This is a genomic window from Cupriavidus sp. 05L310, from assembly GCF_056398185.1.
On the sequence record NZ_JBFTOX010000007.1, the window covers coordinates 135,829 to 154,502 of the forward strand.

21 protein-coding genes are annotated in these 18,674 nt (G+C 67.8%); 15 read left to right on the plus strand and 6 right to left on the minus strand.

From position 1 onward, the window contains the following. Positions 1–17: 17 nt before the first annotated feature. Positions 18–1,469 carry a CoA transferase gene (locus AC1DS6_RS06630; RefSeq protein WP_477102307.1) on the minus strand — a complete coding sequence of 484 codons (1,452 nt, stop codon included), beginning with the start codon at positions 1,467–1,469 and terminating at the stop codon, positions 18–20. A gap of 213 nt (positions 1,470–1,682) precedes the next feature. Between AC1DS6_RS06630 and AC1DS6_RS06635 the strand changes: the two genes are divergently transcribed. The 4 genes from AC1DS6_RS06635 to AC1DS6_RS06650 all read left to right on the plus strand — a co-directional run bounded on the left by AC1DS6_RS06635 (position 1,683) and on the right by AC1DS6_RS06650 (position 4,764). Next, positions 1,683–3,458, plus strand: a complete 1,776-nt coding sequence (locus tag AC1DS6_RS06635) for a glutamine--tRNA ligase/YqeY domain fusion protein (protein WP_441624756.1) — start codon at positions 1,683–1,685, stop codon at positions 3,456–3,458. A gap of 4 nt (positions 3,459–3,462) precedes the next feature. After that, positions 3,463–3,681, plus strand: a complete 219-nt coding sequence (locus AC1DS6_RS06640; RefSeq protein WP_043348411.1) for an RNA-binding S4 domain-containing protein — start codon at positions 3,463–3,465, stop codon at positions 3,679–3,681. A 76-nt stretch (positions 3,682–3,757) separates the two neighbouring features. Continuing rightward, entirely contained in the window at positions 3,758–4,141 is a 384-nt protein-coding gene (locus tag AC1DS6_RS06645; RefSeq protein ID WP_441624759.1) for an MAPEG family protein, read from the plus strand. Positions 4,142–4,161: 20 nt separating this feature from the next. Then, positions 4,162–4,764, plus strand: a complete 603-nt coding sequence (locus tag AC1DS6_RS06650; protein WP_441624761.1) for a YceI family protein — start codon at positions 4,162–4,164, stop codon at positions 4,762–4,764. Positions 4,765–4,772: 8 nt separating this feature from the next. Here AC1DS6_RS06650 and AC1DS6_RS06655 read toward each other — a convergent pair whose 3' ends face one another. Further along, positions 4,773–4,922 (minus strand): hypothetical protein, encoded by a 150-nt coding sequence (locus tag AC1DS6_RS06655; RefSeq protein WP_441624763.1) that lies wholly within the window; start codon positions 4,920–4,922, stop codon positions 4,773–4,775. On the opposite strand from AC1DS6_RS06655, the gene AC1DS6_RS06660 reads away from it, so the two are divergent. The 4 genes from AC1DS6_RS06660 to AC1DS6_RS06675 all read left to right on the plus strand — a co-directional run bounded on the left by AC1DS6_RS06660 (position 4,915) and on the right by AC1DS6_RS06675 (position 7,123). Beyond that, a complete protein-coding gene (locus tag AC1DS6_RS06660; RefSeq protein WP_441624765.1) occupies positions 4,915–5,226 on the plus strand; it encodes a hypothetical protein in 312 nt (103 codons plus the stop codon). The genes AC1DS6_RS06655 and AC1DS6_RS06660 overlap by 8 nt on opposite strands. Positions 5,227–5,272: 46 nt before the next feature. Then, positions 5,273–5,977 (plus strand): alpha/beta hydrolase, encoded by a 705-nt coding sequence (locus tag AC1DS6_RS06665; protein WP_441624767.1) that lies wholly within the window; start codon positions 5,273–5,275, stop codon positions 5,975–5,977. A 116-nt stretch (positions 5,978–6,093) separates the two neighbouring features. Then, positions 6,094–6,642, plus strand: coding sequence for a YaeQ family protein (locus AC1DS6_RS06670; RefSeq protein WP_441624769.1), 549 nt, complete (start codon positions 6,094–6,096; stop codon positions 6,640–6,642). A gap of 133 nt (positions 6,643–6,775) precedes the next feature. Continuing rightward, a complete protein-coding gene (locus tag AC1DS6_RS06675) occupies positions 6,776–7,123 on the plus strand; it encodes an FKBP-type peptidyl-prolyl cis-trans isomerase (RefSeq protein WP_035864016.1) in 348 nt (115 codons plus the stop codon). Positions 7,124–7,231: 108 nt separating this feature from the next. Here AC1DS6_RS06675 and AC1DS6_RS06680 read toward each other — a convergent pair whose 3' ends face one another. Next, positions 7,232–7,552, minus strand: coding sequence for a hypothetical protein (locus AC1DS6_RS06680; protein ID WP_035864014.1), 321 nt, complete (start codon positions 7,550–7,552; stop codon positions 7,232–7,234). Between the two features lie 208 nt (positions 7,553–7,760). On the opposite strand from AC1DS6_RS06680, the gene AC1DS6_RS06685 reads away from it, so the two are divergent. After that, positions 7,761–8,465: a gamma-glutamylcyclotransferase gene (locus tag AC1DS6_RS06685; protein WP_441624772.1), complete on the plus strand. Its 705-nt coding sequence runs from the start codon at positions 7,761–7,763 to the stop codon at positions 8,463–8,465. A gap of 16 nt (positions 8,466–8,481) precedes the next feature. Continuing rightward, positions 8,482–9,282, plus strand: coding sequence for an ankyrin repeat domain-containing protein (locus tag AC1DS6_RS06690; RefSeq protein ID WP_477102308.1), 801 nt, complete (start codon positions 8,482–8,484; stop codon positions 9,280–9,282). A 62-nt stretch (positions 9,283–9,344) separates the two neighbouring features. On the opposite strand, the gene AC1DS6_RS06695 is transcribed toward AC1DS6_RS06690, so the two are convergent. Then, on the minus strand, positions 9,345–11,063 hold the full coding sequence (locus AC1DS6_RS06695; protein WP_441624776.1) for a long-chain fatty acid--CoA ligase: 1,719 nt from the start codon (positions 11,061–11,063) through the stop codon (positions 9,345–9,347). Positions 11,064–11,310: 247 nt separating this feature from the next. Here AC1DS6_RS06695 and trxA point away from each other — a divergent pair, with 247 nt between their 5' ends. Then, a complete protein-coding gene (trxA, locus tag AC1DS6_RS06700) occupies positions 11,311–12,156 on the plus strand; it encodes a thioredoxin (RefSeq protein WP_441624778.1) in 846 nt (281 codons plus the stop codon). Positions 12,157–12,237: 81 nt separating this feature from the next. Further along, positions 12,238–12,627, plus strand: coding sequence for a cupin domain-containing protein (locus AC1DS6_RS06705; protein WP_045236051.1), 390 nt, complete (start codon positions 12,238–12,240; stop codon positions 12,625–12,627). On the opposite strand, the gene AC1DS6_RS06710 is transcribed toward AC1DS6_RS06705, so the two are convergent. Further along, on the minus strand, positions 12,624–13,064 hold the full coding sequence (locus AC1DS6_RS06710) for a bacteriohemerythrin (RefSeq protein WP_441624780.1): 441 nt from the start codon (positions 13,062–13,064) through the stop codon (positions 12,624–12,626). The genes AC1DS6_RS06705 and AC1DS6_RS06710 overlap by 4 nt on opposite strands. 156 nt (positions 13,065–13,220) lie before the next feature. Here AC1DS6_RS06710 and AC1DS6_RS06715 point away from each other — a divergent pair, with 156 nt between their 5' ends. Continuing rightward, positions 13,221–13,799 (plus strand): P-loop nucleotide/nucleoside kinase family protein, encoded by a 579-nt coding sequence (locus AC1DS6_RS06715; protein WP_441624782.1) that lies wholly within the window; start codon positions 13,221–13,223, stop codon positions 13,797–13,799. Between the two features lie 9 nt (positions 13,800–13,808). Here the strand turns inward: AC1DS6_RS06715 and tcdA are convergent, their stop codons facing one another. Beyond that, on the minus strand, positions 13,809–14,696 hold the full coding sequence (gene tcdA, locus AC1DS6_RS06720; RefSeq protein ID WP_441624784.1) for a tRNA cyclic N6-threonylcarbamoyladenosine(37) synthase TcdA: 888 nt from the start codon (positions 14,694–14,696) through the stop codon (positions 13,809–13,811). Between the two features lie 188 nt (positions 14,697–14,884). Between tcdA and AC1DS6_RS06725 the strand changes: the two genes are divergently transcribed. Then, on the plus strand, positions 14,885–17,167 hold the full coding sequence (locus AC1DS6_RS06725) for an AsmA family protein (protein ID WP_477102309.1): 2,283 nt from the start codon (positions 14,885–14,887) through the stop codon (positions 17,165–17,167). A 283-nt stretch (positions 17,168–17,450) separates the two neighbouring features. Beyond that, positions 17,451–18,644 carry an MFS transporter gene (locus AC1DS6_RS06730; protein WP_477102310.1) on the plus strand — a complete coding sequence of 398 codons (1,194 nt, stop codon included), beginning with the start codon at positions 17,451–17,453 and terminating at the stop codon, positions 18,642–18,644. Positions 18,645–18,674 lie beyond the last annotated feature (30 nt).

Sequence of the window (18,674 nt, forward strand, 5' to 3'; positions counted from 1 at the left end):
CCCCGCCCGCGCGCCGCTCAGGCGCGCGGCAGCCACTCCGGCGCATGCGTGCCCAGCGGCACCGAAGGCAGCGCCCAGTACGCGGGGGTCTCCGACAGGCGGCCCGCATGCGACACCACGCTCAGTTCGCCGAAGCCCGACGGCAATGTCGCCATCAGGTCGGCCACATCCTCAAGCCGCTGGTCCGGCACCTGCAATCCCCCTTCCACCCGCCCCAGGCCACGCAGCCACTGGCCAACCTGCGCCAGCGATACCCGCACATGCCAGCTGCCGCCCTCGACGGCGCGCCGGTGCAGCGCAGCCATGGCGCCGAGCGCCATCAGGTAGCCGGCGGCATGATCCAGCACCTGGGCCGGCAGCGGACGCGGTTCGTCGCTGCCGGCTGCCTGCGCTTCCGCATGGTTGAAGCCGGTGGCGGTCTGCACCAGGGAATCGAAGCCGCGCTTGCCGGCCCACGGCCCGACGTGCCCGTAGGCACTCAACGTCACATAGACAATGCCCGGCCGCGCCCGGGCCGCCGCCTCCGGCCCCACGCCCAGTTCGGCGAGGCCATGCGGCCGGTAGCCCTGGACCAGCACATCGGTGCCGTGCAACAGTTTGTGCAAGGCACGCTTATCGTCGGCATCGCGCAGGTCTAGCTGGCAGGCACGCTTGCCGCGCCCGGTGTCGATCACCAACGGTTCGATGGCAGGCAGGTGGGCGGAGGTGACCAGCAGTACGTCCGCGCCATGCGCGGCCAGGGTACGCCCGGCCACCGGGCCGGCGATGATGCGCGTGAAATCGAGCGCGCGGACACCCGACAGCGGGCGCGCGCCGGCAGCGGGCAGCGTCGGCAGCGGCTCCGGGAGCGCCTCGCCGATCCGCTCCAGGGTAAACGGCGGCAGGCCGCGCAGCGCCTGCCCCTGCGGATGCTGGTCCCACTCCTCGAAGCTGCGCATGGCGGCCACCACCAGGCCGGCTTCGGAGGCGGCAGCCTCGAAGGCCTCGGCCTCCCACCGTTGCAGGGCGGCTTCCACGGCGGCCCGCTCATGGGCGCAGCCCAAGATGCGCAGCACGCCGTCGCGGTGATGCGGGAAGTTGGTGTGCAGGCGCACCCAGCGCCCGTCGCCGCAACGGTAGGCGCCGGCGATCTTGTTCCACATCTCCGCCGCCGGGCCGCCCTCCACGCGCAGGTAGCGCTCGCTGCGGAATTCGGCCAGGGCGTGACGCATGTCGATGGCAACATCCTGCCAGCGTCCGCTGCGCTGTTGCCACAGCGTGGCGGCGGCGAGCGCCGCGGCGCCCAGGCTGGCCTGAGCGGCGGTGCCCACGGCAAAGGACGACGGCAGCACCGGGTCGGTGCCGGTGAGTTGCAGCCGGCCCAGCGCTGCGGCGGGCATCCCGGCGGCCTGCCAGAGTCCGGCCACGGCTTCGGCCGGGGTCGGGCGGGAGGCAGGGGCAAGGGTTGGAGTCGGGGTTGAAGTCGGCATGGCGGCGATGCTCCAGGGGACGGATGCGCTCCCTCCATCCTAGGCCGCGGCGGCTGTTTTTGCGCTGCCGCGCGGAGATTGCACGACTCTGGCCGCCGGCACGGTAAAATCACCCGATCCGGCATTCCGCCATGCAATCGAGCAGCGCGGCGGGCTGCGCGCCAGACGCCGGCCGCCGCCCCGCCCCTGACTTAACCGCCCACCGGCGCCACCATGAGCAACGACCCCAAAGCCAACGACAACACGCCCGCCGCATCCAATTTCCTGCGCAGCATCATCGACCAGGACCTCACCGCCGGCACCTACGCCGGCCGCCAGGATGCCCAGGGCGAGCCGTTGCCCCCCGTCATCACCCGCTTCCCGCCGGAGCCCAACGGCTACCTGCACATCGGCCACGCCAAGAGCATCTGCGTGAACTTCGGCATGGCGCGCGACTACGGTGGCCGCTGCCACTTGCGCTTCGACGACACCAACCCGGTCAAGGAAGATACCGAATACGTCGACTCCATCATCGACGCGGTGCACTGGCTCGGCTTCAGCTGGGACAGCACCGCCAAGGACGGCAGCCAGCAGCCCCACCTGTATTACGCCAGCGACTACTTCGACCAGCTCTACGCCTTCGCCGAAAAGCTGATCGAGCGCGGCGTGGCCTACGTGGACAGCCAGAGCGCCGAGCAGATCGCCGCCAACCGCGGCGACTTCTCCCGCCCGGGCACGCCCTCGCCGTTCCGCGACCGCAGCGTCGAGGAAAACCTGCGGCTGTTCCGCGACATGCGCGACGACAAGTACGCCGACGGCGAGCACGTGCTGCGCGCCAAGATCGACATGAACGCGCCCAATATCGTGATGCGCGACCCGGTGATCTACCGGATCCGCCACGCGCATCACCACCGCACGGGCGACAAGTGGTGCATCTACCCGATGTACGACTTCACGCACTGCATCTCGGACGCGCTGGAGAACATCACGCACTCGCTGTGCACGCTGGAGTTCGAGAACAACCGCCCGCTGTATGACTGGGTGCTGGCCCAGCTGCGCGAATGCGGCGTGTTCAGCGATCCGCTGCCGCACCAGTATGAATTCGCCCGCCTGAACCTGACCTACGCCATCACCAGCAAGCGCAAGCTGCTGCAACTGGTCGTTGAAAACCGCGTGGACGGCTGGGACGATCCGCGCATGCCCACCATCGTGGGCGTGCGCCGGCGCGGCTTTACGCCGGAATCGATCCAGTTGTTCTGCGATCGCATCGGCGTGGCCAAGTCCGATAGCTGGATCGACATGAGCACGCTGGAAGGCGCCGTGCGCGACGACCTCGATGCGCGCGCGGCGCGTGGCGCGGCGGTGCTGGACCCGCTCAAGCTGATCATCGACAACTACCCCGAAGGCCAGAGCGAAGACTGCTCGGCGCCCGTGCATCCCAAGAAGCCGGAGCTGGGCCTGCGCGTGTTCCCGCTGTCGCGCGAACTGTGGATCGAGCGCGACGATTTCAGCGAAGCGCCGCCCAAGGGCTACTTCCGCCTGTTCGCGCCCAAGGACGGCACCCCCGGCAGCAAGGTGCGCCTGCGCTACGGCTATGTGATCGAATGCACGGGCGTGGACCGCGACGCCGACGGCAAGGTGATCGCCGTGCACGCCAACTACCTGCCCGAGACCAAGAGCGGCACGCCGGGCGCGGACAGCGTCAAGGTCAAGGGCAATATCCACTGGGTCAGCGTGGCGCATGCCTATGAAACCGAGGTGCGGCTGTACGACCGTCTCTTCAACGACCCCAACCCGGATGCCGGCGGCAAGAACTTCCTCGACGCGCTGAACCCGGACTCCAAGAAGATCGTCACCGCCTACCTGGAACCCGGCCTGCAGCAAGCCGCCGCGGAAGACCGCTTCCAGTTCGAGCGCCAGGGCTACTTCGTGGCCGACCGGGTCGATTCGACGCCGGGCAAGCCGGTCTTCAACCGCATCGTCGGCCTGCGCGACAGCTGGGGGAAGTAAGCCCATGCAAACCGTAACCTTCCCGCTCGAGGGCGAGCATATCGCCCTGAACGACCTGCTCAAGGTGGCCGGCGTGTGCGACAGCGGCGGCGCCGGCAAGGCGCTGGTGGCGGCCGGCGAAGTGTCGGTCGACGGCGCGGTGGAATCGCGCAAGACCGCCAAGATCCGCGCCGGCCAGGTGGTCAGCGTGGCCGGCGTGAAGATCCGGGTAGTGGCGGCCTGACCGCCCCGGCCGCCGGTATGCCCGGCGGCCGGCCAGCCGGCCATCGGGCGCGTGCTTCCAAGCAAAGGAAATGACAATGCCGATCGCATTCTGGTGTGTGCTGGTGGCAGGCATCCTGCCCGTGGTGACGGTTGGCATCGCCAAGGCGAGCGGAAACGCCTTCGACAACCACGATCCGCGCGGCTGGCTGGAAAAACAGGCCGGACGCGCCCGGCGCGCCGACATGGCGCACCGCAACCATTTCGAGGCCTTCCCCTTATTCGCCGCGGCGGTGCTGTGCGCCACCCACCTGCAGGCGCCTGCCGCGCGCATCGACGAGCTGGCGCTGGTCTTTGTCGCCGCGCGCATCCTGTACACGGTGTGCTACCTGGCTGATCGCGCCACCTTGCGCACGCTGTGCTGGACCATCGGCTTCCTGTCGGCGATTGGCATCTTCCTGCTGCCGGTGCTGGTGCACTGAGAACACCGGGGAGAGCGATCATGCGCTACCTGCCTGCCATCCTTTGCGCGCTCTGCCTGCTGGCGCCGGCCCTGGCCGGCACGGCGCGGGCCGAGCCGGCCAGCTACGCGGTGGACCCGACCCATACCGCGGTGTACTTCGCCGCCAGCCATTTCGAGCGGACCTCGGTACGCGGGCGATTCGGCAAGATCGATGGCCGCATCAGCTATGACGAAACCAGCGGCAGCGGCGCCATCGATTTTACGGTCGACGCCGACTCCGTCGATTCCGGCAACCGCACGCTGGACGGCATCCTGCGCTCGGCCCAGTTCCTCGATGCGCAGAACTTCCCGGTGGTCCGGCTGCGCGCCAACCGCTTCGTGCAGGACGGCGGCCGGCTGGTGGCCGTGGAGGGCGAACTGAGCCTGCACGGCGTCACGCAACCGCTGCGGCTGGAAGCCGAGCGCTTCAGCTGTGGCGACATCTCGCTGTTTGGCATCAAGCGCCACGTTTGCGGCGGCGACTTCCGCGCGGTACTGTCGCGCAGCGCCTTTGGCATGACGCGCTTCCTGCCCGACGTGAGCGATAGTGTGGTCCTGACGATTTCGGTGGAAGCCATGCCGGCCGCGTCGGCACCTAAGTAACACAAGCATCACATATAGTTTTCCACAACACCGCCAGATGTCGACCCGGCGACGCCTGAAGAGCCGGTTTCTTCTGTAAAATCAGCGGTTTGCATTTTTCCGGCGGGGCCATTTTTCCCGGTTTCCGCCTGAACGGGAAACCCGAAAACAATGATCACGATTCAAGTTGGGGATGTGGTGGCGGCGTCGTTGGCGGCTGCGGGCGCCTGCCTGATGTGCAGCATCCCGATGGCATTCCTGCGCCGCTTTCCCGCCTGGGCGTTGCGCACTTATGGCCGCCGCGCGCTGCTGGTGCCGTTGCTGATCCTGCCGGTGGGAGGCTGGCTGGCAGGGCTCGCGCTGTCGGGGCAGATCGACAGTCCCGCCGGCCACGCCATGGTGGTGGCAATCGCCTTTCTCTGCCTGAACCTGGCCTCGGCGCTGCTGCGCTACTACCTGAGCGATTACCGAAAGTCCCGCTAAAGCGAGCGGCGCCCATCGCGGCGCCAATGTTCGCGCCAGGCCATCCATGAGCACACCCCAGCGCTTTGACATCGAAACCGGCACCGAGACACTGGCCGCCGACCGCATCGACACCGGCAACGGCGCGAACTGCCTGCTGCTGCACGGCGCCGGCACCAGCCACCGCGCGCGCTGGCTGGCGTTGCGGCAAGCGCTCGCCGCCCAGGGCGTGGGCAGCATCGCCTTCGATTTTTCCGGCCACGGCGAAAGCTCGGCGCGCACGCCCAACTCGCTGGCCAAGCGCCAGCGCGAAGCCGAGGCGGCGCTGGCCCATCTGGATGGCGCTGGTCCCCGCGCCTTGATCGGCATCAGCATGAGCGGCGAAATCGCCGTGCGGCTGGCCGCCGATCCGCGCAACCGGATCGACCGGCTGCTGACACTGGTGGGCGCCGCCTATGACCCCGCCGCTTTCGAACTGCCCTTCGGCCCAGCCTTTACCACCGTACTGCGCACGCCCGGCAGCTGGCGCGCCTCGCTCGCCTTTGAACGGATCGCGCAATTCCGCGGCCGCCTGACCCTGGTACGCGGTGCCGAAGACAAAGTCATCCCCGCGGGCATTGCCGACGCGCTTGCCGCCCGTGCCGGCCTGGCCGAACGGGTGGAGGTGATCGACCTGCCCGGCACCGGCCACTTGCTGGGCGAAGCCTGGCAAAACCAGCCCGGCTTCGCCGCCAGTCTGAGCGCGATCGCGCTGGGCGCCGTGGGCGCCTGAGCCCACTCCAGGCGGCATGGCAGGCACCCGGTACGGTGTCGTTGCGAACGCCGCGTCCGATTCACGTATGATGCGGCCTTTCGCTTCTCGCAGCATTTGCCGCTCCCGCTTCCTTCATGGCACTTAAATCCACCATCTACAAGGCCGAACTGTCCGTCTCCGACATGGACCGGCCCTACTACGGCAGCCACGCCCTGACCATCGCGAAGCATCCGTCCGAGAACGATGCGCGCATGATGGTGCGGCTGCTGGCCTTTGCCTGCGAAGCCAGCGAGACGTTGATCTTCACCCGCGGCCTGGACGAGCCCGACGAGCCGGACCTGTGGGAAAAGACCCTGACCGGCGAGATCGCGCATTGGATCGAGCTGGGCCAGCCGGACGAGTCGCGCCTGAAGCGCGCCGCCGCGCGCGCCGATCGCGTCACCGTGTTCACCTACAATGGCGCGAGCGCGCGCGAATGGTGGAAAGGCATGGCCGGCAAGGCCGGCAAGCTGCGCAACGTGACCATCTACAATGTGCCGGCCGAGGCGGTGGAAGCACTCGCCGCCCTGGCCCAGCGCGCCATGCGGTTGTCCGTAACGATCCAGGACAGCGAGATCTGGGTCAGCGACGACGACCACAACGTCCGCATTACGCTCGAGGTCCTGCAACAGCCCCAGGGCTAAGCCCGGCTCCCGAGCGGTTTTCGCGTTACCAGCATTACCAGGTTCAGAATTACCCATCCGCCCGGTGCGGCCGGCATGCCGCCGGCCTCACCGAACCCGTGACCCTCGCTGATACAGCACAAGGAAGCCATCCATGAATACCACTCCCTCCGGCCTGCAATATGAAGACACCGTCACCGGCGAAGGCGCCGAAGCCACGGCAGGCAAGCATGTCACGGTGCATTACACCGGCTGGCTCTATGAGAACGGCCAGGCTGGCCGCAAGTTCGATTCGAGCAAGGACCGCAACGACCCGTTCGTGTTCCCGCTGGGCGCCGGCCACGTCATCCGCGGCTGGGATGAAGGCGTGCAAGGCATGAAGGTGGGCGGCACGCGCCGCCTGGTGATCCCGGCCGATCTGGGCTACGGCGCGCGCGGCGCGGGCGGCGTGATTCCGCCGAACGCCACGCTGCTGTTCGAAGTGGAACTGCTGGCGGTCTGATCGCCTTGGCGCCGCCCCGGCGGCGCTCACCGGCATCCCATCCCGCGCGGATGGGCACAAGCAAGAGGGGCGCCCGCGGGCGCCCCTCTTGCATTCCGGCCCGTGCGTTCAGAAACTGATCGCCGCGCTGCTCACGTCGACCCGCACCTTGTCACGGTCCAGCAGGCGCGCGGCATGGCGCGCATAGTCCTGGGCCCAGGCGGCATCGCTGGCGAAACGCTGCTCGCCGGAGAACTTGGCCACGCTCAGGATCTTGTCGATCACCAGCACCTTGCCCACCGGGCTGGAAGCCTGGCAATCGAGTTCGGCATATTCGCGGTCGAACCAGCGCCAGCCAGCGTCCTCGGTAACCGCCGCCAGCTCGGCGTCGCCAATCGTGAAGCCAAATTCCTTGCCGGTACCGAAAACTACCGTGAGCGTGCGCGCCATAGCCTGATCTCCTGGTTGATGCCACATTGTAAAGACATAGCGGCCGGTACCGCCACCTCGCCCTGGCAGATTGGCCGGCCAAGGGTACCTGCCGAATCTCGGCATGACCGTTGTCTATCGCATACAACCAGCCGGAGCTTGCAGAGATTTCTGCACGCCATGTGGTTTCCCTGCCGCCTGCCGCGCGGCTTTGGATTATGCTTGCACCATGGCCATCACCCGACAAGATCTCGAAACGGATCGGCTGCGTGATTCACTTTGCAGCACGCCGGTGGCTTCCTCGCTACTTCCCGAAGAAGCTTTCGAACGCTCGCTACGCGCTACGCTGGACCAGCGGCCGGATACGCCCGGGCTGGCAGGCGATGTCTGGGTGTTCGGCTACGGCTCGCTGATCTGGAACCCGATGGTGATTCACACGGACCGCCGGCTGGCCAGCGTGCACGGGTACCATCGCGGCTTCTACCTGTATTCGCGCATCAATCGCGGCACCTGGGACAACCCCGGCCTGGTGCTCGGCCTGGACCGTGGCGGTTCTTGCCAGGGCGTCGTCTTCCGCATCCCCCATCACATGATCGAGCAGGAGTTCCGCCTGCTGTGGCGCCGCGAGATGCTCACCGGCGCCTATCATCCGCGCTGGCTCAACATAAAGATGAACGGTTGCCCGCCGCAGCGCGCGCTGGCCTTCGTGATGAACCGCTCGCATGAGGCCTATGCCGGGCGCCTGCCCGACGACAGCGTGGTCGCGCGCCTGCGTCACGCCTGCGGCCTCTACGGGCCGGCGCGCGAATATCTGCAGCAGACGCTGCTGGGCCTTGCCACCAACGGCGTCGACGATCCCTACCTTGGCCGGTTATGGCGCCGGCTGCAGGATACGGATGCCACGGCCGCACAGGCTGTCAGCGAAACCGCCTGATCCGGGAGCCACCAGGATGCCGCGCACTTCCGCCCGCCCCCGCCGACTGGTGCTTGCCGAAGTGTTGGGACTGACCGGCCTGCTAATGGGCGGTGCGCTGCTGGCCGGCCCCGGCGGAACGAGCCTGGCGGCGCGCCCCGCCGGCGGCGGCCCGGCCCAGGCCTCGCCGCGCTCGCACGCGCAAGGCGCCGGCTCCGCCACCACCGCGCACGATAGCGTGGGCGGGCTCGACCGCAACCTGATCGCGGCAGCGACGCTGGGCGACCTCGAACTGGTCAAGCGCTTGCTGGCGGCCGGCGCTTCGGCCCAGGCCACCGACGAACGCGGCCGCAGCGCCCTGCTGGTGGCGGTCTATAGCCGGCACACCGAAGTGGCGAAGGCGCTGGTGGCGGCTGGCGCCGACGTCAACCGCAAGGACATCGAATCCAACAGCCCCTTCCTGCTGGCCGCGGCCACCGGGCAGCTTGAAATGGTACAGCTGGCGCTCACGCATGGCGCCGACCTCACCAGCACCGACATCAACGACAGCACCGCCCTGATCGTGGCCTGCGAGCATGGCAATACCGAAGTGGTGAAGGTGTTGCTGAAGGCTGGCGTCGCGGTCGACCATGTCAACCGCCAGGGCTGGACCGCCCTGCTGGAAACCATCGTCATGGGCGATGGCAGCGCGCGCTATGAAGACACGGTGCAGTTGCTGCTCGACGCTGGCGCGGACGCCAACCTTCCCGACCGCGACGGCACCTCGCCGACCCGCCACGCGCGCGAGCGCAGCTACAAGACCATGGTGAAGATGCTGGTGCGCGTGCGCGGGCACTGATGTACCCGCGCACGCCGCGCCGGTTTGCCCCCGGGGCGTGCCCGAGGCGTAGCGCCATGGGGTCAGGCCGCAGCCGGCTGGGATCCCGCGTTGCGAGCATTCTCGCTTTCCTGCAACGCGCGCCACATCACCTTGCCGGTGCCCGACTTGGGCAGCGCGTCGACGAACTCCACCACGCGCGGGTACTTGTAGGCCGCCATATTCTCCTTGGCCCACTCGATGATGTCCTCGGGCGTGGTCTTGCCCCTGGCATGCGTCTTTAGCACCACCACCGCCTTCACCGTTTCACCGCGGTAGGCGTCGCGCGTGCCGATGATGCAGGCCTCCTGCACATCGGGATGCTTGTACAGCAGGTTCTCGACCTCGGCCGGCCACACCTTGAAGCCCGACGCATTGATCATGCGCTTGAGCCGGTCGGTGAGGAAGTAGTAGCCCTCCTCGTCCATGCGGCCCAGGTCGCCGGTGCGGAAGAAGGTCTTGCCCTCGAATTCGATAAAGGCATCGCGCGTGGCATCCGGCTTGCGCCAGTAGCCCTTGAACACCTGCGGGCCGCACACGATGATCTCGCCGACCTCATTGACCGCCACCTCCTTGAGCGTGACCGGGTCGATCACGCGCGCGTCGGTATTGAAGCTTGGCACGCCGAGGCACTGCAGCTTGGGCCGGTCGCCCGGGTTGCTGTGGGTCGGGGCCATGGTCTCGGACAACCCGTAGCCTTCAATGTAGTTCAGGCCGAACTGCTGCTTCAGGCGCTCGGCCACCGCCTGCGGCATCGCCGCGCCGCCGCCGCCGATATAGCGCAGGCTCGACAGGTCGAACTGGTCGAGATTCGGGCTGCCCAGGAAGTCGATGACCATGGTCGGGATGTTGGTCCAGTGCGTGACCTGGTAGCGCGAGATCAGCCGGCCCGCGACTTCACGGTCCCAGCGCGGCAGCATGACCACGGTGGCGCCGCTATAGATCGGGCCGTTCATGCCGTACTGCATGCCGGTCACGTGGAACAGCGGCAGCACCGACAGGATCGTCGACTCCGCGCCGCTGCCGCTCCAGATGCCACCCCCGACCACGTTATGCATGACGGACCGGTGGGTATGGATGCAACCCTTGGGGAAACCGGTGGTGCCCGAGGTATAGGGCATCACCGCCATGTCGTCCGGGCCGGCGGTATGCGGTCCGGGCACCAGTTGCGCGGCGAGCGCTTCGGCCCACGGCGTAGCGCCGGCGGGCAGCGGATGCTGGGTGGTCAGCCAGGCCGCCGGGGCGTCTTCCGGGTTTTCGTAGCTGGCCGGCAGCGCATCGCTGTATTGCGTGACCAGCAGATGCTGCAGGCGCTCACCGGCCGGCAGCTCGGCGTTGGCCTGCTCGGCCCCGCCGGCGAGATCCGCGCTGCAGATCGCCACGGTAGCCTGCGCATCGCTGATGTAATGCTTGAATTCCTCGGTACGGTTCATCGGGTTCACCGGCACGACCACGGCGTCAGCGCGCAGGATCGCGTAGTAGGCAATGATGAATTGCGGACAGTTCTGCATGTAGAGCAGCACCCGGTCGCCCTTCTTCACGCCCGCCTTTTGCTGCAGCCAGCCCGCCACTGCGCTGGCCTGGGCTTCCAGCGCCCGGAACGTGATGGCGTTACCGAAATACCGGATGGCTGCCTTGTCGGGGTAGCGCTGCGCGGAGACCACCAGGTTGTACCAGAGCGAGGTCTCCGGCAGCACGATCTCGGTGGGCGCGCGCTTGGGCCAGAACTGGAAATGCGGGCGCGCGGGCTGGGTGGTCTGCATAAGGGTCTCCTGTGCGGTCTGTCCGACCTGGTCTTGGAATGCAAGTGAAGCAATGAATCAAGGAATATAACCGAACGACCGTTCTATTTTCAATCCATCGCTTACCCTTGCCCATCGTTGCTTCGATGGGCCACGGTTGCAATCGGCGAGTCCCGCCCCAAAATGCGGGAGGTCGGCGCGCAAGGCGCGTCATTGCGCGTTTTCCCTCGCGGCCCCGCCGCGGGTGTGCCACTTTCGAGACTAAGCCATGAGTGACGTAACCCTGCAGAATTTCGAGACGGACGTGATCGAGACGTCGCGCCACATCCCGGTGCTGGTGGATTTCTGGGCGCCCTGGTGCGGTCCTTGCCGCACCCTCGGGCCGATGCTGGAAAAGCTCGAAGGGGAAGCCGCCGGCAAATGGCGGCTGGCCAAGGTGAACGTGGATGAAAACCAGGAACTGGCGGCACATTTCGGCGTGCGCAGCATTCCACACGTGGTGGCATTTGCCGACGGCAAGGCGGCCGACCAGTTCACCGGCGTGCTGCCCGAGTCCGGCCTGCGTGAGTTTATTGCCCGCGTGATGCCCGATCCGGGCCAGGTGGCCCTGCGCGCAGCGCTCGACCATGCCGCCGTGGGCGACCGCGACGCCGCCAGGTCAGCCTTCCAGGCGGCGCTGGCATTCGATCCCGGCTTTGACGCGGCTCGCCTCGAGTACATCGGCTTCCTGCTTGACGAGGACGCCCTGGACCAGGCCCAGGCGGAGTTCGGCATGCTGTCGCCGGGCGCGGCCCAGGAGGACGGTTACGCGGCATTGCGCACCCGGATCGAGGCCATGCGCGGCGTCTCCGACCTGCCCGACGCAGCCACGCTGGAGGCCCGCGTCGCCGCCGCGCCCGGCGACCTGCGGGCGCGGCTGGACCTGGCCCGCGCGCTGATCGCACATCGGCAATACGAGAAAGCGCTGGAACAGCTGCTGGCCATCGTGCGGACGGACCGCACCTTCGAGGACGATATCGGGCGCACGGCAATGCTGTCGGTATTCACGCTGATGAGCGACCAGCCCGAAGCGGTTGCGCGCTGGCGCCGGCTGCTGGCCTCGGCGCTCAATTAAACTGCCGGGTGCGTGCGGCGGGCCGGGCCCGCCGCCTTACCTGGCCCTGCCGCCCCTGTTCGCCTTGATCCTGTTCTCGCCGTGACTGCTTCCCCGCCCCGCCTGACCGATTTCCAGACCGCCCCCGAACCGCTGCCCAGCCACGACCGGCCGCGCCCCGACCGGCTGGTCGCCGGCAACCCGGACCGCACCACCTGGACGCACTACAGCGCCAGCCAGGGGGATTTCGACTGCGGTATCTGGGCTTGCGAGCCAGGCGCCTGGCGCATTGCCTTCCCGGCGGGCAAAGAGGAATTCTTCCATGTCATCAGCGGACGCCTGCGCATCAGCGACGACGCGGGCAATGCCCGCGAATTCGGCCCCGGCGACGCCTGCGTGATCCCGGCAGGCTTCACCGGCCTGTTCGAGGTGCTGGAAGCGGTGCGCAAGCACTTTGTCGTGCTGGACCGCGCGGCTGCCAAGGCAGACTAGGCCACCTGCCCGGACGGTGCCTCGATCAGCGTGAAGCCGTTCTCGCGCATGTGGCTGACCATCATCGCGTCCATGCCCTTCACATGCTGGTCGAACCAGCCCGGTAGTTCCGACAGCAGGCGCCGGCCGAGCGCCAGGTCTCCCTGCGCCACTTTCTCGCGTACCGCGCCAGCCACCGCCAGCACCTGCTGGTGCTCGCCGCGATGGCAATGCTGCGGGCCGAAGGCCATCGCCTCCATCCACGCTTCCTCCTGTCCGAAATGATGGCGGGTGTGATCGATCCACTCGTCCAGCGCCGCCAGGAAACGGGCATCGTCCGCGCGCGTGGCGGCATCCAGCAGTTGCACGAATTCGGCGTGGGTGGCGTCGGTCACCGGCTCGCCCAGCAGCAGGTCGGAGGCCAGGGTGGCGGTGCTTGGGGAGGAGGAATCGGTCATATCGAGAGGACAAAAGCGCGCAAACCGCAAGGATACCGAATCCACGCAGGGCGGGGCTGATCCAGGACAAATCGCTGCGCGGCGGGGGCAGCACGCGCCCGCGGGTTATGCTGACGGCTGGTTCTTTCCTCTCACCAGGCTGCCCCCTGGCTTCCCATGCCCCGACTGCTCTTCTTCTGCGGCCATGCCGGCACCGGCAAGACCACACTGGCCCACCGCCTGATCGGCCCGCTGATGCAGGCCACCGGCGAGCCCTTCTGCCTGCTCGACAAGGACACGCTTTATGGCGCCTACAGCGCCGCGGCGATGGGCGCCTTGACCGGCGACCCGAACGACCGCGACAGCCCCACCTACCTCAAGCACCTGCGCAATGCCGAATACCACGGCCTGCTCGATACCGCGCGCGAGAATCTCGCGCTGGGCATCAGTGTGATCGTCGTGGGTCCGCTATCGCGCGAGGTGCGCGACCATCTGCTGCACGACGCCGACTGGCTGCGCGTGCCCGCCGGCACCAGGGTGCGCACGCTGTGGGTGCACCTGCCGGAAGACGAGGCCCGCGCCCGCATCGTGCGGCGCGGCAACCCCAACGACGCCTACAAGCTGGCGCACTGGGACGACTACCGCACGCGGCGCTTCATGCCCGCACCGGAGCAGTACCCCGAACTGACCTACTTCGACAACACCGCGCCTGGCGAGGCCGAACTGGCCGCCCTGCTGGCGCGCCTTGCGGCGTGACGCGAGACCTCAGTCAGGCGCCGTGAGGGCGGCCAGCACACTCGAAGCCGCCACCATCCCGAACACCGCGGTCACCGCCACCGAGGAGCCAAAGCCGGCGCAGGCCAGTCCCTGCGGGCCGGCTGGCGGCGCGGTTGGCGCGGCCGGCGCGCCTTCCGGGGCCTCGTCGATTTCGCAGGACTGCTGTTCGGGCTCGGGATAGCGCAAGGGCTCGTCCGAGTAGACCGCGTCGATGCCGAACTTTCTCTTGGGATTGCGCGGCCAGCCCCAGTCCTTGCGCAGGCTGGAACGCACCTTGGCCAGCAGCGGGTCCTGGACGGTGCGTGAGAAATCGACGACGCGGATACGGGTCGGGTCGAGCTGGCCGCCGGCACCGCCGCAGGTAATGATGCGCCGGCCCTCGCGGCGCGCCCAGCCCAGCATGGCAATCTTGACCTTGACCGAGTCGATCGCGTCGATGATGTAGTCGTACCCGCCAAGCAGTTCCACGACATTGTCCGGGGTAACGAAATCGTCAACCTGCATGACCTGGCAGCGCGGGTTGATCTGCACCATGCGCTCGGCCATGGCCTGCACCTTGGCGCGCCCATAGGCATCGCCCAGCGCGTGGATCTGGCGGTTGGTATTGGATAGCGCGATATGGTCGAGATCGATCAGCGTGACGCGGCCGACCGCGTTGCGCGCCAGCGCCTCGGCCGCCCAGCTGCCCACCCCGCCGATGCCGACCACGCAGACGTTCGCCGCCTCCAGCCGCGCCAGGCCCTCCGCGCCATACAGGCGCGCCACGCCGCCGAAACGGCGGTGGTAGTCGTCGTCCTCCGGGCTCTCGTGGGTAAGGGCCGGCGGCAGTTGCGCCAGTTCCGGCGGGACGGAGGTTTCCGGGACGAGGTTGCTCATTTCTTGCTCGAAGCTTGCTGGTTTTGAAGAGAGACTGGGGGGAAAAGCGCGCATTGAGGCACCTTGTCAGCCAAGCGCCGACAGGAGAACGGGGCGCGCAACTATACAATACCCACAGCCGTGGTTCGACCGCCGCATTGTCTCGCAGACAGCGCGCGGCTGCCCGCGCCAATCAGGAAACCGACCCCATGCCCGTGCGCCGCAAGGCCATTCTCTGGAGTGTACTGACACCGCTGGTGCTCATCGCTGCGCTCGTCGTGGTGATTCTGACCTTCGACTGGAACCGCCTCAAGCCATGGCTTAACCAGAAGGTCTCGGAGGCCATCGGCCGGCCTTTCGCCGTCAACGGCGACCTTACCCTGACCTGGCGTGGCGCCGAGGGCGAAACCGGCTGGCATACCTGGGTGCCCTGGCCGCGCCTTTCCGCGCGCGATATCACCATTGGCAATCCGGAGTGGGCCCGCGAGCCCAACTTCGCCACCGTGCGCGAACTGATCTTCGTGCTGCGCCCGGTGCCGCTGCTCTCCCATCAGATCGCGATTCCCACCATCGTCGTAGACAGTCCCGTAGTCTGGCTGGAGCGGCTGGCGGACCAGCGCAACAACTGGACCTTCGCCACCCCCGCAAGCAAAACGCCTTCGCAGTGGCGGCTGGATATCGGCGAAGTGGCGCTGGCGCGCGGCGATCTCGCCCTGACCGACAAGGCGATGAAGATCGAACTGCAGGCGCGCCTGGACACCATCGGCGACGCGGCCCTCTATGAGAAGACCCGCGACGGCGCGCTGATCGCGCCGCCGGCGTCCGGCGCGGCCGGCACGGGGGCCGCCAGTGCCATCGGCGCATCCGGCCACGCCGGCAGTGCAAGCAGCGCCGGCGGTCCGCGCTACGGCATCCGCTGGAAGGCCACGGGCCGCTACAACGAGACCACCATCAACGCCAGCGGCAAGGCCGGTACCGTACTGAGCCTGCGCGACGCCAACGTGCCCTTTCCCCTGCAGGCCGATGTCCGGGTCGGCAATACGCGCGCGGTGGTGGAGGGCACGCTGACCAACCCTGCCCACCTCGGTGCGCTGGACATGCACCTGCAACTGTCGGGCGACAATATGGCCAAGCTCTACCCGCTGACCGGCATCGTGCTGCCGAGCACCCCGCCCTACGAAACCCGCGGCCGGCTCGTTGCCACACTGCGCAAGGGCGCATCGGAATACCGCTACGACAAGTTCACCGGCCGCGTCGGCGGCAGCGACCTGAACGGCTCGCTCACGTACACCCAGCGCCAGCCGCGCGCCCTGCTATCCGGCGAGCTGGAATCGAACCAGTTGCGCTTCGAAGACCTGGCTCCGCTGATCGGCGCCGACGCCAAGCCCGGGCAGGCTGCCTCGGACAGCACGGTGCGCCAGCCGGCTGACAAGGCCCTGCCGGTAGCGCCATTCCGCACGGAGCGCTGGGACAGCATCGACGCCGACGTGAAGTTCACGGGCAACCGCATCATCCGCACCACCGACCTGCCGATCACCGACCTCGTCACCCATCTCAAGCTCGACGATGGCGTGCTCACGCTCGACCCGCTGAATTTCGGCGTGGCGGGCGGCAACCTGACGTCGTCGCTGCAACTCGACGGCAAGCGCGAGCCGCTGGCCGCCACCATCGACATGAAGGCGCGCCATCTCCAGCTCAAGCAACTGTTCCCGAAGTTCGAGACAATGCGCGCCAGCATCGGCGAGCTCAACGGCAGCGCCAGACTGAGCGCCACCGGCAACTCGGTGGCCACGCTGCTGGGCACGTCCAATGGCGAAGCCAAGCTGCTGGTGGAGAACGGCACCGTCAGCAAGTTCCTGCTGGAGGCAATGGGCCTGAACGTGGGCAGCGTGGTGATCCGCCAGCTGTTCGGCGACAAGCCGGTGCAGATCAACTGCGGCGTCAGCGATTTCACTTTCACCAAGGGGGTGGCCCGCGCGCGCACCTTCGTCCTCGACACCCAGGACGCGGTGATCGAGACCAGCGGCGCCGTCGACCTCGGCAGCGAGCGGCTTGCGCTCACCGTCCGGCCCGAGTCCAAGGGCCTGCGCATTTTTTCGCTGCGTTCGCCGCTCTACGTGGGCGGCACGCTGAAGAAGCCATCGGTCAGCCCGGACATCGGCGTGCTTGCCTTGCGCGCCGGCGGCGTGGTGGCGCTGGCGCTGGTGGCGCCGGTTGGCGCCGCCATCCTGCCGCTGATCGACCTTTCCACCGCCGACGAGAGCAGCCAATGCGGCAGGCTGCTGGCGGAAATCCGCAAGCGCCCCACCGCGCCGCCGCCCGGCCAGGCCTATCAGGAGCCGGGCACAGGCAGCACAGGCAAGACCGGCCAGAGCGCCGGGCCCCCGCCCTCGCCCGACGCACGGGCCGCGCCCGCCCGGCCAGCGGGTGCGGCGCGCCCCAGCCCACCTCAGCGCGCTACGCCAGAGACTTCCCTGTACCAGGGCGGCTAAGCCGTGCCGGGCTGCCGGCCCGGCGTTGCCTGTCGGCGACACGCGCCCACTGACGAGCATATTCCGCGACGCAATTTCGCAACACTTTGGTGCATAAGCACAGTCTGTCGTTGTATATCGCCCACGCCGCTCGCATAATTAAACAGCCATTTACAACAAAGTCTTCAATACATGGCACGAAGCGGATGTCCGGCGGCGGATTGATTCCGGCGTTGGAGTCCTTCTTGGGTGCGGTTTCGGCCGCACTTGTTTTTTCCGATTTCCTTCCAGCCCCCGCCCCAGCATGACGCCGCTACACGCCACCGTCCCGCCGATCAGTTGCCTGATCGCGCTAACGGTGTGCAACCACGTGGCCTTCAATGCCAGCCGCGTGGTGGTGTCGCTGTTCGCCCTCTCGCTCAAAGCCTCGACCGTCACGCTCGGCATCCTGATGTCGCTGTATGCGCTGCTGCCGATGCTGCTCGCCATCCACGCCGGCAAACGCATCGACGAGATCGGGCCGCGCAAGCCGATGACGGCGGGCTCGCTGATGGTGGCTGCGGGAACGCTGCTGCCGGCGGTGTGGCCGGACATTGCCGCGCTCTATCTCTCCTGCGCGCTGATCGGCGTTGGCTTCATGCTGGTGCAGGTTGCCATGCAGTTGCTGATCGGGCAGATTTCCACCGATGCCACTCGGCTGCGCAATTACACGCTGCACGCGCTGGGCTTGTCGTTCTCCGGCACGCTGGGCCCGGTCGTGATGGGCTACGTGATCGAACACGCAGGCTACCGCCCGGCCTTCTTCGTGCTGGTGGCGGTAGCGGCAATCGGCGTGCTTGGCTTGCACCTGGTGCGCGGACGGCTGCCGGCACAGGGCGGGCGGGCCGCGCAGGGCGCGATCGTGGACGGCACGCGCAACTCCACGCTGAGCCTGCTCGCGCATCCGGAACTGCGCGCGGTCTTTATCGCCAGCGCGGTCCTGTCCGCGGCCTGGGACCTGCACGCCTTCCTGATTCCCATCCAGGGCACCCGGGTCGGCCTCTCGCCCTCGTCGATCGGCTGGGTGCTGGGCGCCTTTGCTATTGCCACCTTTGCCATCCGCGTGGCGATGCCGCTGGTGTCGCGCCGGCTGTCCGAATGGAAGGTGATTCGCGTTGCATTGCTGGTCGGCGCGGTGGCCTACCTGATCTATCCCTTCGTCACCGCGTTCTGGCTGATGTGCTGCCTGGCCTTCCTGCTCGGGCTGGCGCTGGGCAGCGCCCAGCCCAACGTCATGAACATCCTGCATACGGCCTCGCCCACCGGGCGCGCCGGCGAGGCGCTGGGCCTGCGCTCGGCCGTGCTCAATACCAGCCAGGTAGTGTGGCCGCTGACGTTCGGCGTGGTCGGCACGGCGCTTGGCATGTTGCCGATCTTCCTGTCGATGGCCGGCGCGATGGGTGTGGCGGGCTACTACTCGCGCGGCCAGGCCCGCAAGCTGCCTCCGCCGCCGGCCTGAAGCGCAAGCGGCCTCGCCGGCGACTTGCGC

Excerpts from the sequence above, each read along its gene's own strand:
- AC1DS6_RS06630 (WP_477102307.1), bottom strand. The coding sequence starts at position 1,469 with ATGCCGACTTCAACCCCGACTCCAACCCTTGCCCCTGCCTCCCGCCCG.
- AC1DS6_RS06635 (WP_441624756.1), top strand. The coding sequence starts at position 1,683 with ATGAGCAACGACCCCAAAGCCAACGACAACACGCCCGCCGCATCCAAT.
- AC1DS6_RS06640 (WP_043348411.1), top strand. The coding sequence starts at position 3,463 with ATGCAAACCGTAACCTTCCCGCTCGAGGGCGAGCATATCGCCCTGAAC.
- AC1DS6_RS06645 (WP_441624759.1), top strand. The coding sequence starts at position 3,758 with ATGCCGATCGCATTCTGGTGTGTGCTGGTGGCAGGCATCCTGCCCGTG.
- AC1DS6_RS06650 (WP_441624761.1), top strand. The coding sequence starts at position 4,162 with ATGCGCTACCTGCCTGCCATCCTTTGCGCGCTCTGCCTGCTGGCGCCG.
- AC1DS6_RS06660 (WP_441624765.1), top strand. The coding sequence starts at position 4,915 with ATGATCACGATTCAAGTTGGGGATGTGGTGGCGGCGTCGTTGGCGGCT.
- AC1DS6_RS06665 (WP_441624767.1), top strand. The coding sequence starts at position 5,273 with ATGAGCACACCCCAGCGCTTTGACATCGAAACCGGCACCGAGACACTG.
- AC1DS6_RS06670 (WP_441624769.1), top strand. The coding sequence starts at position 6,094 with ATGGCACTTAAATCCACCATCTACAAGGCCGAACTGTCCGTCTCCGAC.
- AC1DS6_RS06675 (WP_035864016.1), top strand. The coding sequence starts at position 6,776 with ATGAATACCACTCCCTCCGGCCTGCAATATGAAGACACCGTCACCGGC.
- AC1DS6_RS06680 (WP_035864014.1), bottom strand. The coding sequence starts at position 7,552 with ATGGCGCGCACGCTCACGGTAGTTTTCGGTACCGGCAAGGAATTTGGC.
- AC1DS6_RS06685 (WP_441624772.1), top strand. The coding sequence starts at position 7,761 with ATGGCCATCACCCGACAAGATCTCGAAACGGATCGGCTGCGTGATTCA.
- AC1DS6_RS06690 (WP_477102308.1), top strand. The coding sequence starts at position 8,482 with ATGCCGCGCACTTCCGCCCGCCCCCGCCGACTGGTGCTTGCCGAAGTG.
- AC1DS6_RS06695 (WP_441624776.1), bottom strand. The coding sequence starts at position 11,063 with ATGCAGACCACCCAGCCCGCGCGCCCGCATTTCCAGTTCTGGCCCAAG.
- trxA (WP_441624778.1), top strand. The coding sequence starts at position 11,311 with ATGAGTGACGTAACCCTGCAGAATTTCGAGACGGACGTGATCGAGACG.
- AC1DS6_RS06710 (WP_441624780.1), bottom strand. The coding sequence starts at position 13,064 with ATGACCGATTCCTCCTCCCCAAGCACCGCCACCCTGGCCTCCGACCTG.
- AC1DS6_RS06715 (WP_441624782.1), top strand. The coding sequence starts at position 13,221 with ATGCCCCGACTGCTCTTCTTCTGCGGCCATGCCGGCACCGGCAAGACC.
- tcdA (WP_441624784.1), bottom strand. The coding sequence starts at position 14,696 with ATGAGCAACCTCGTCCCGGAAACCTCCGTCCCGCCGGAACTGGCGCAA.
- AC1DS6_RS06725 (WP_477102309.1), top strand. The coding sequence starts at position 14,885 with ATGCCCGTGCGCCGCAAGGCCATTCTCTGGAGTGTACTGACACCGCTG.
- AC1DS6_RS06730 (WP_477102310.1), top strand. The coding sequence starts at position 17,451 with ATGACGCCGCTACACGCCACCGTCCCGCCGATCAGTTGCCTGATCGCG.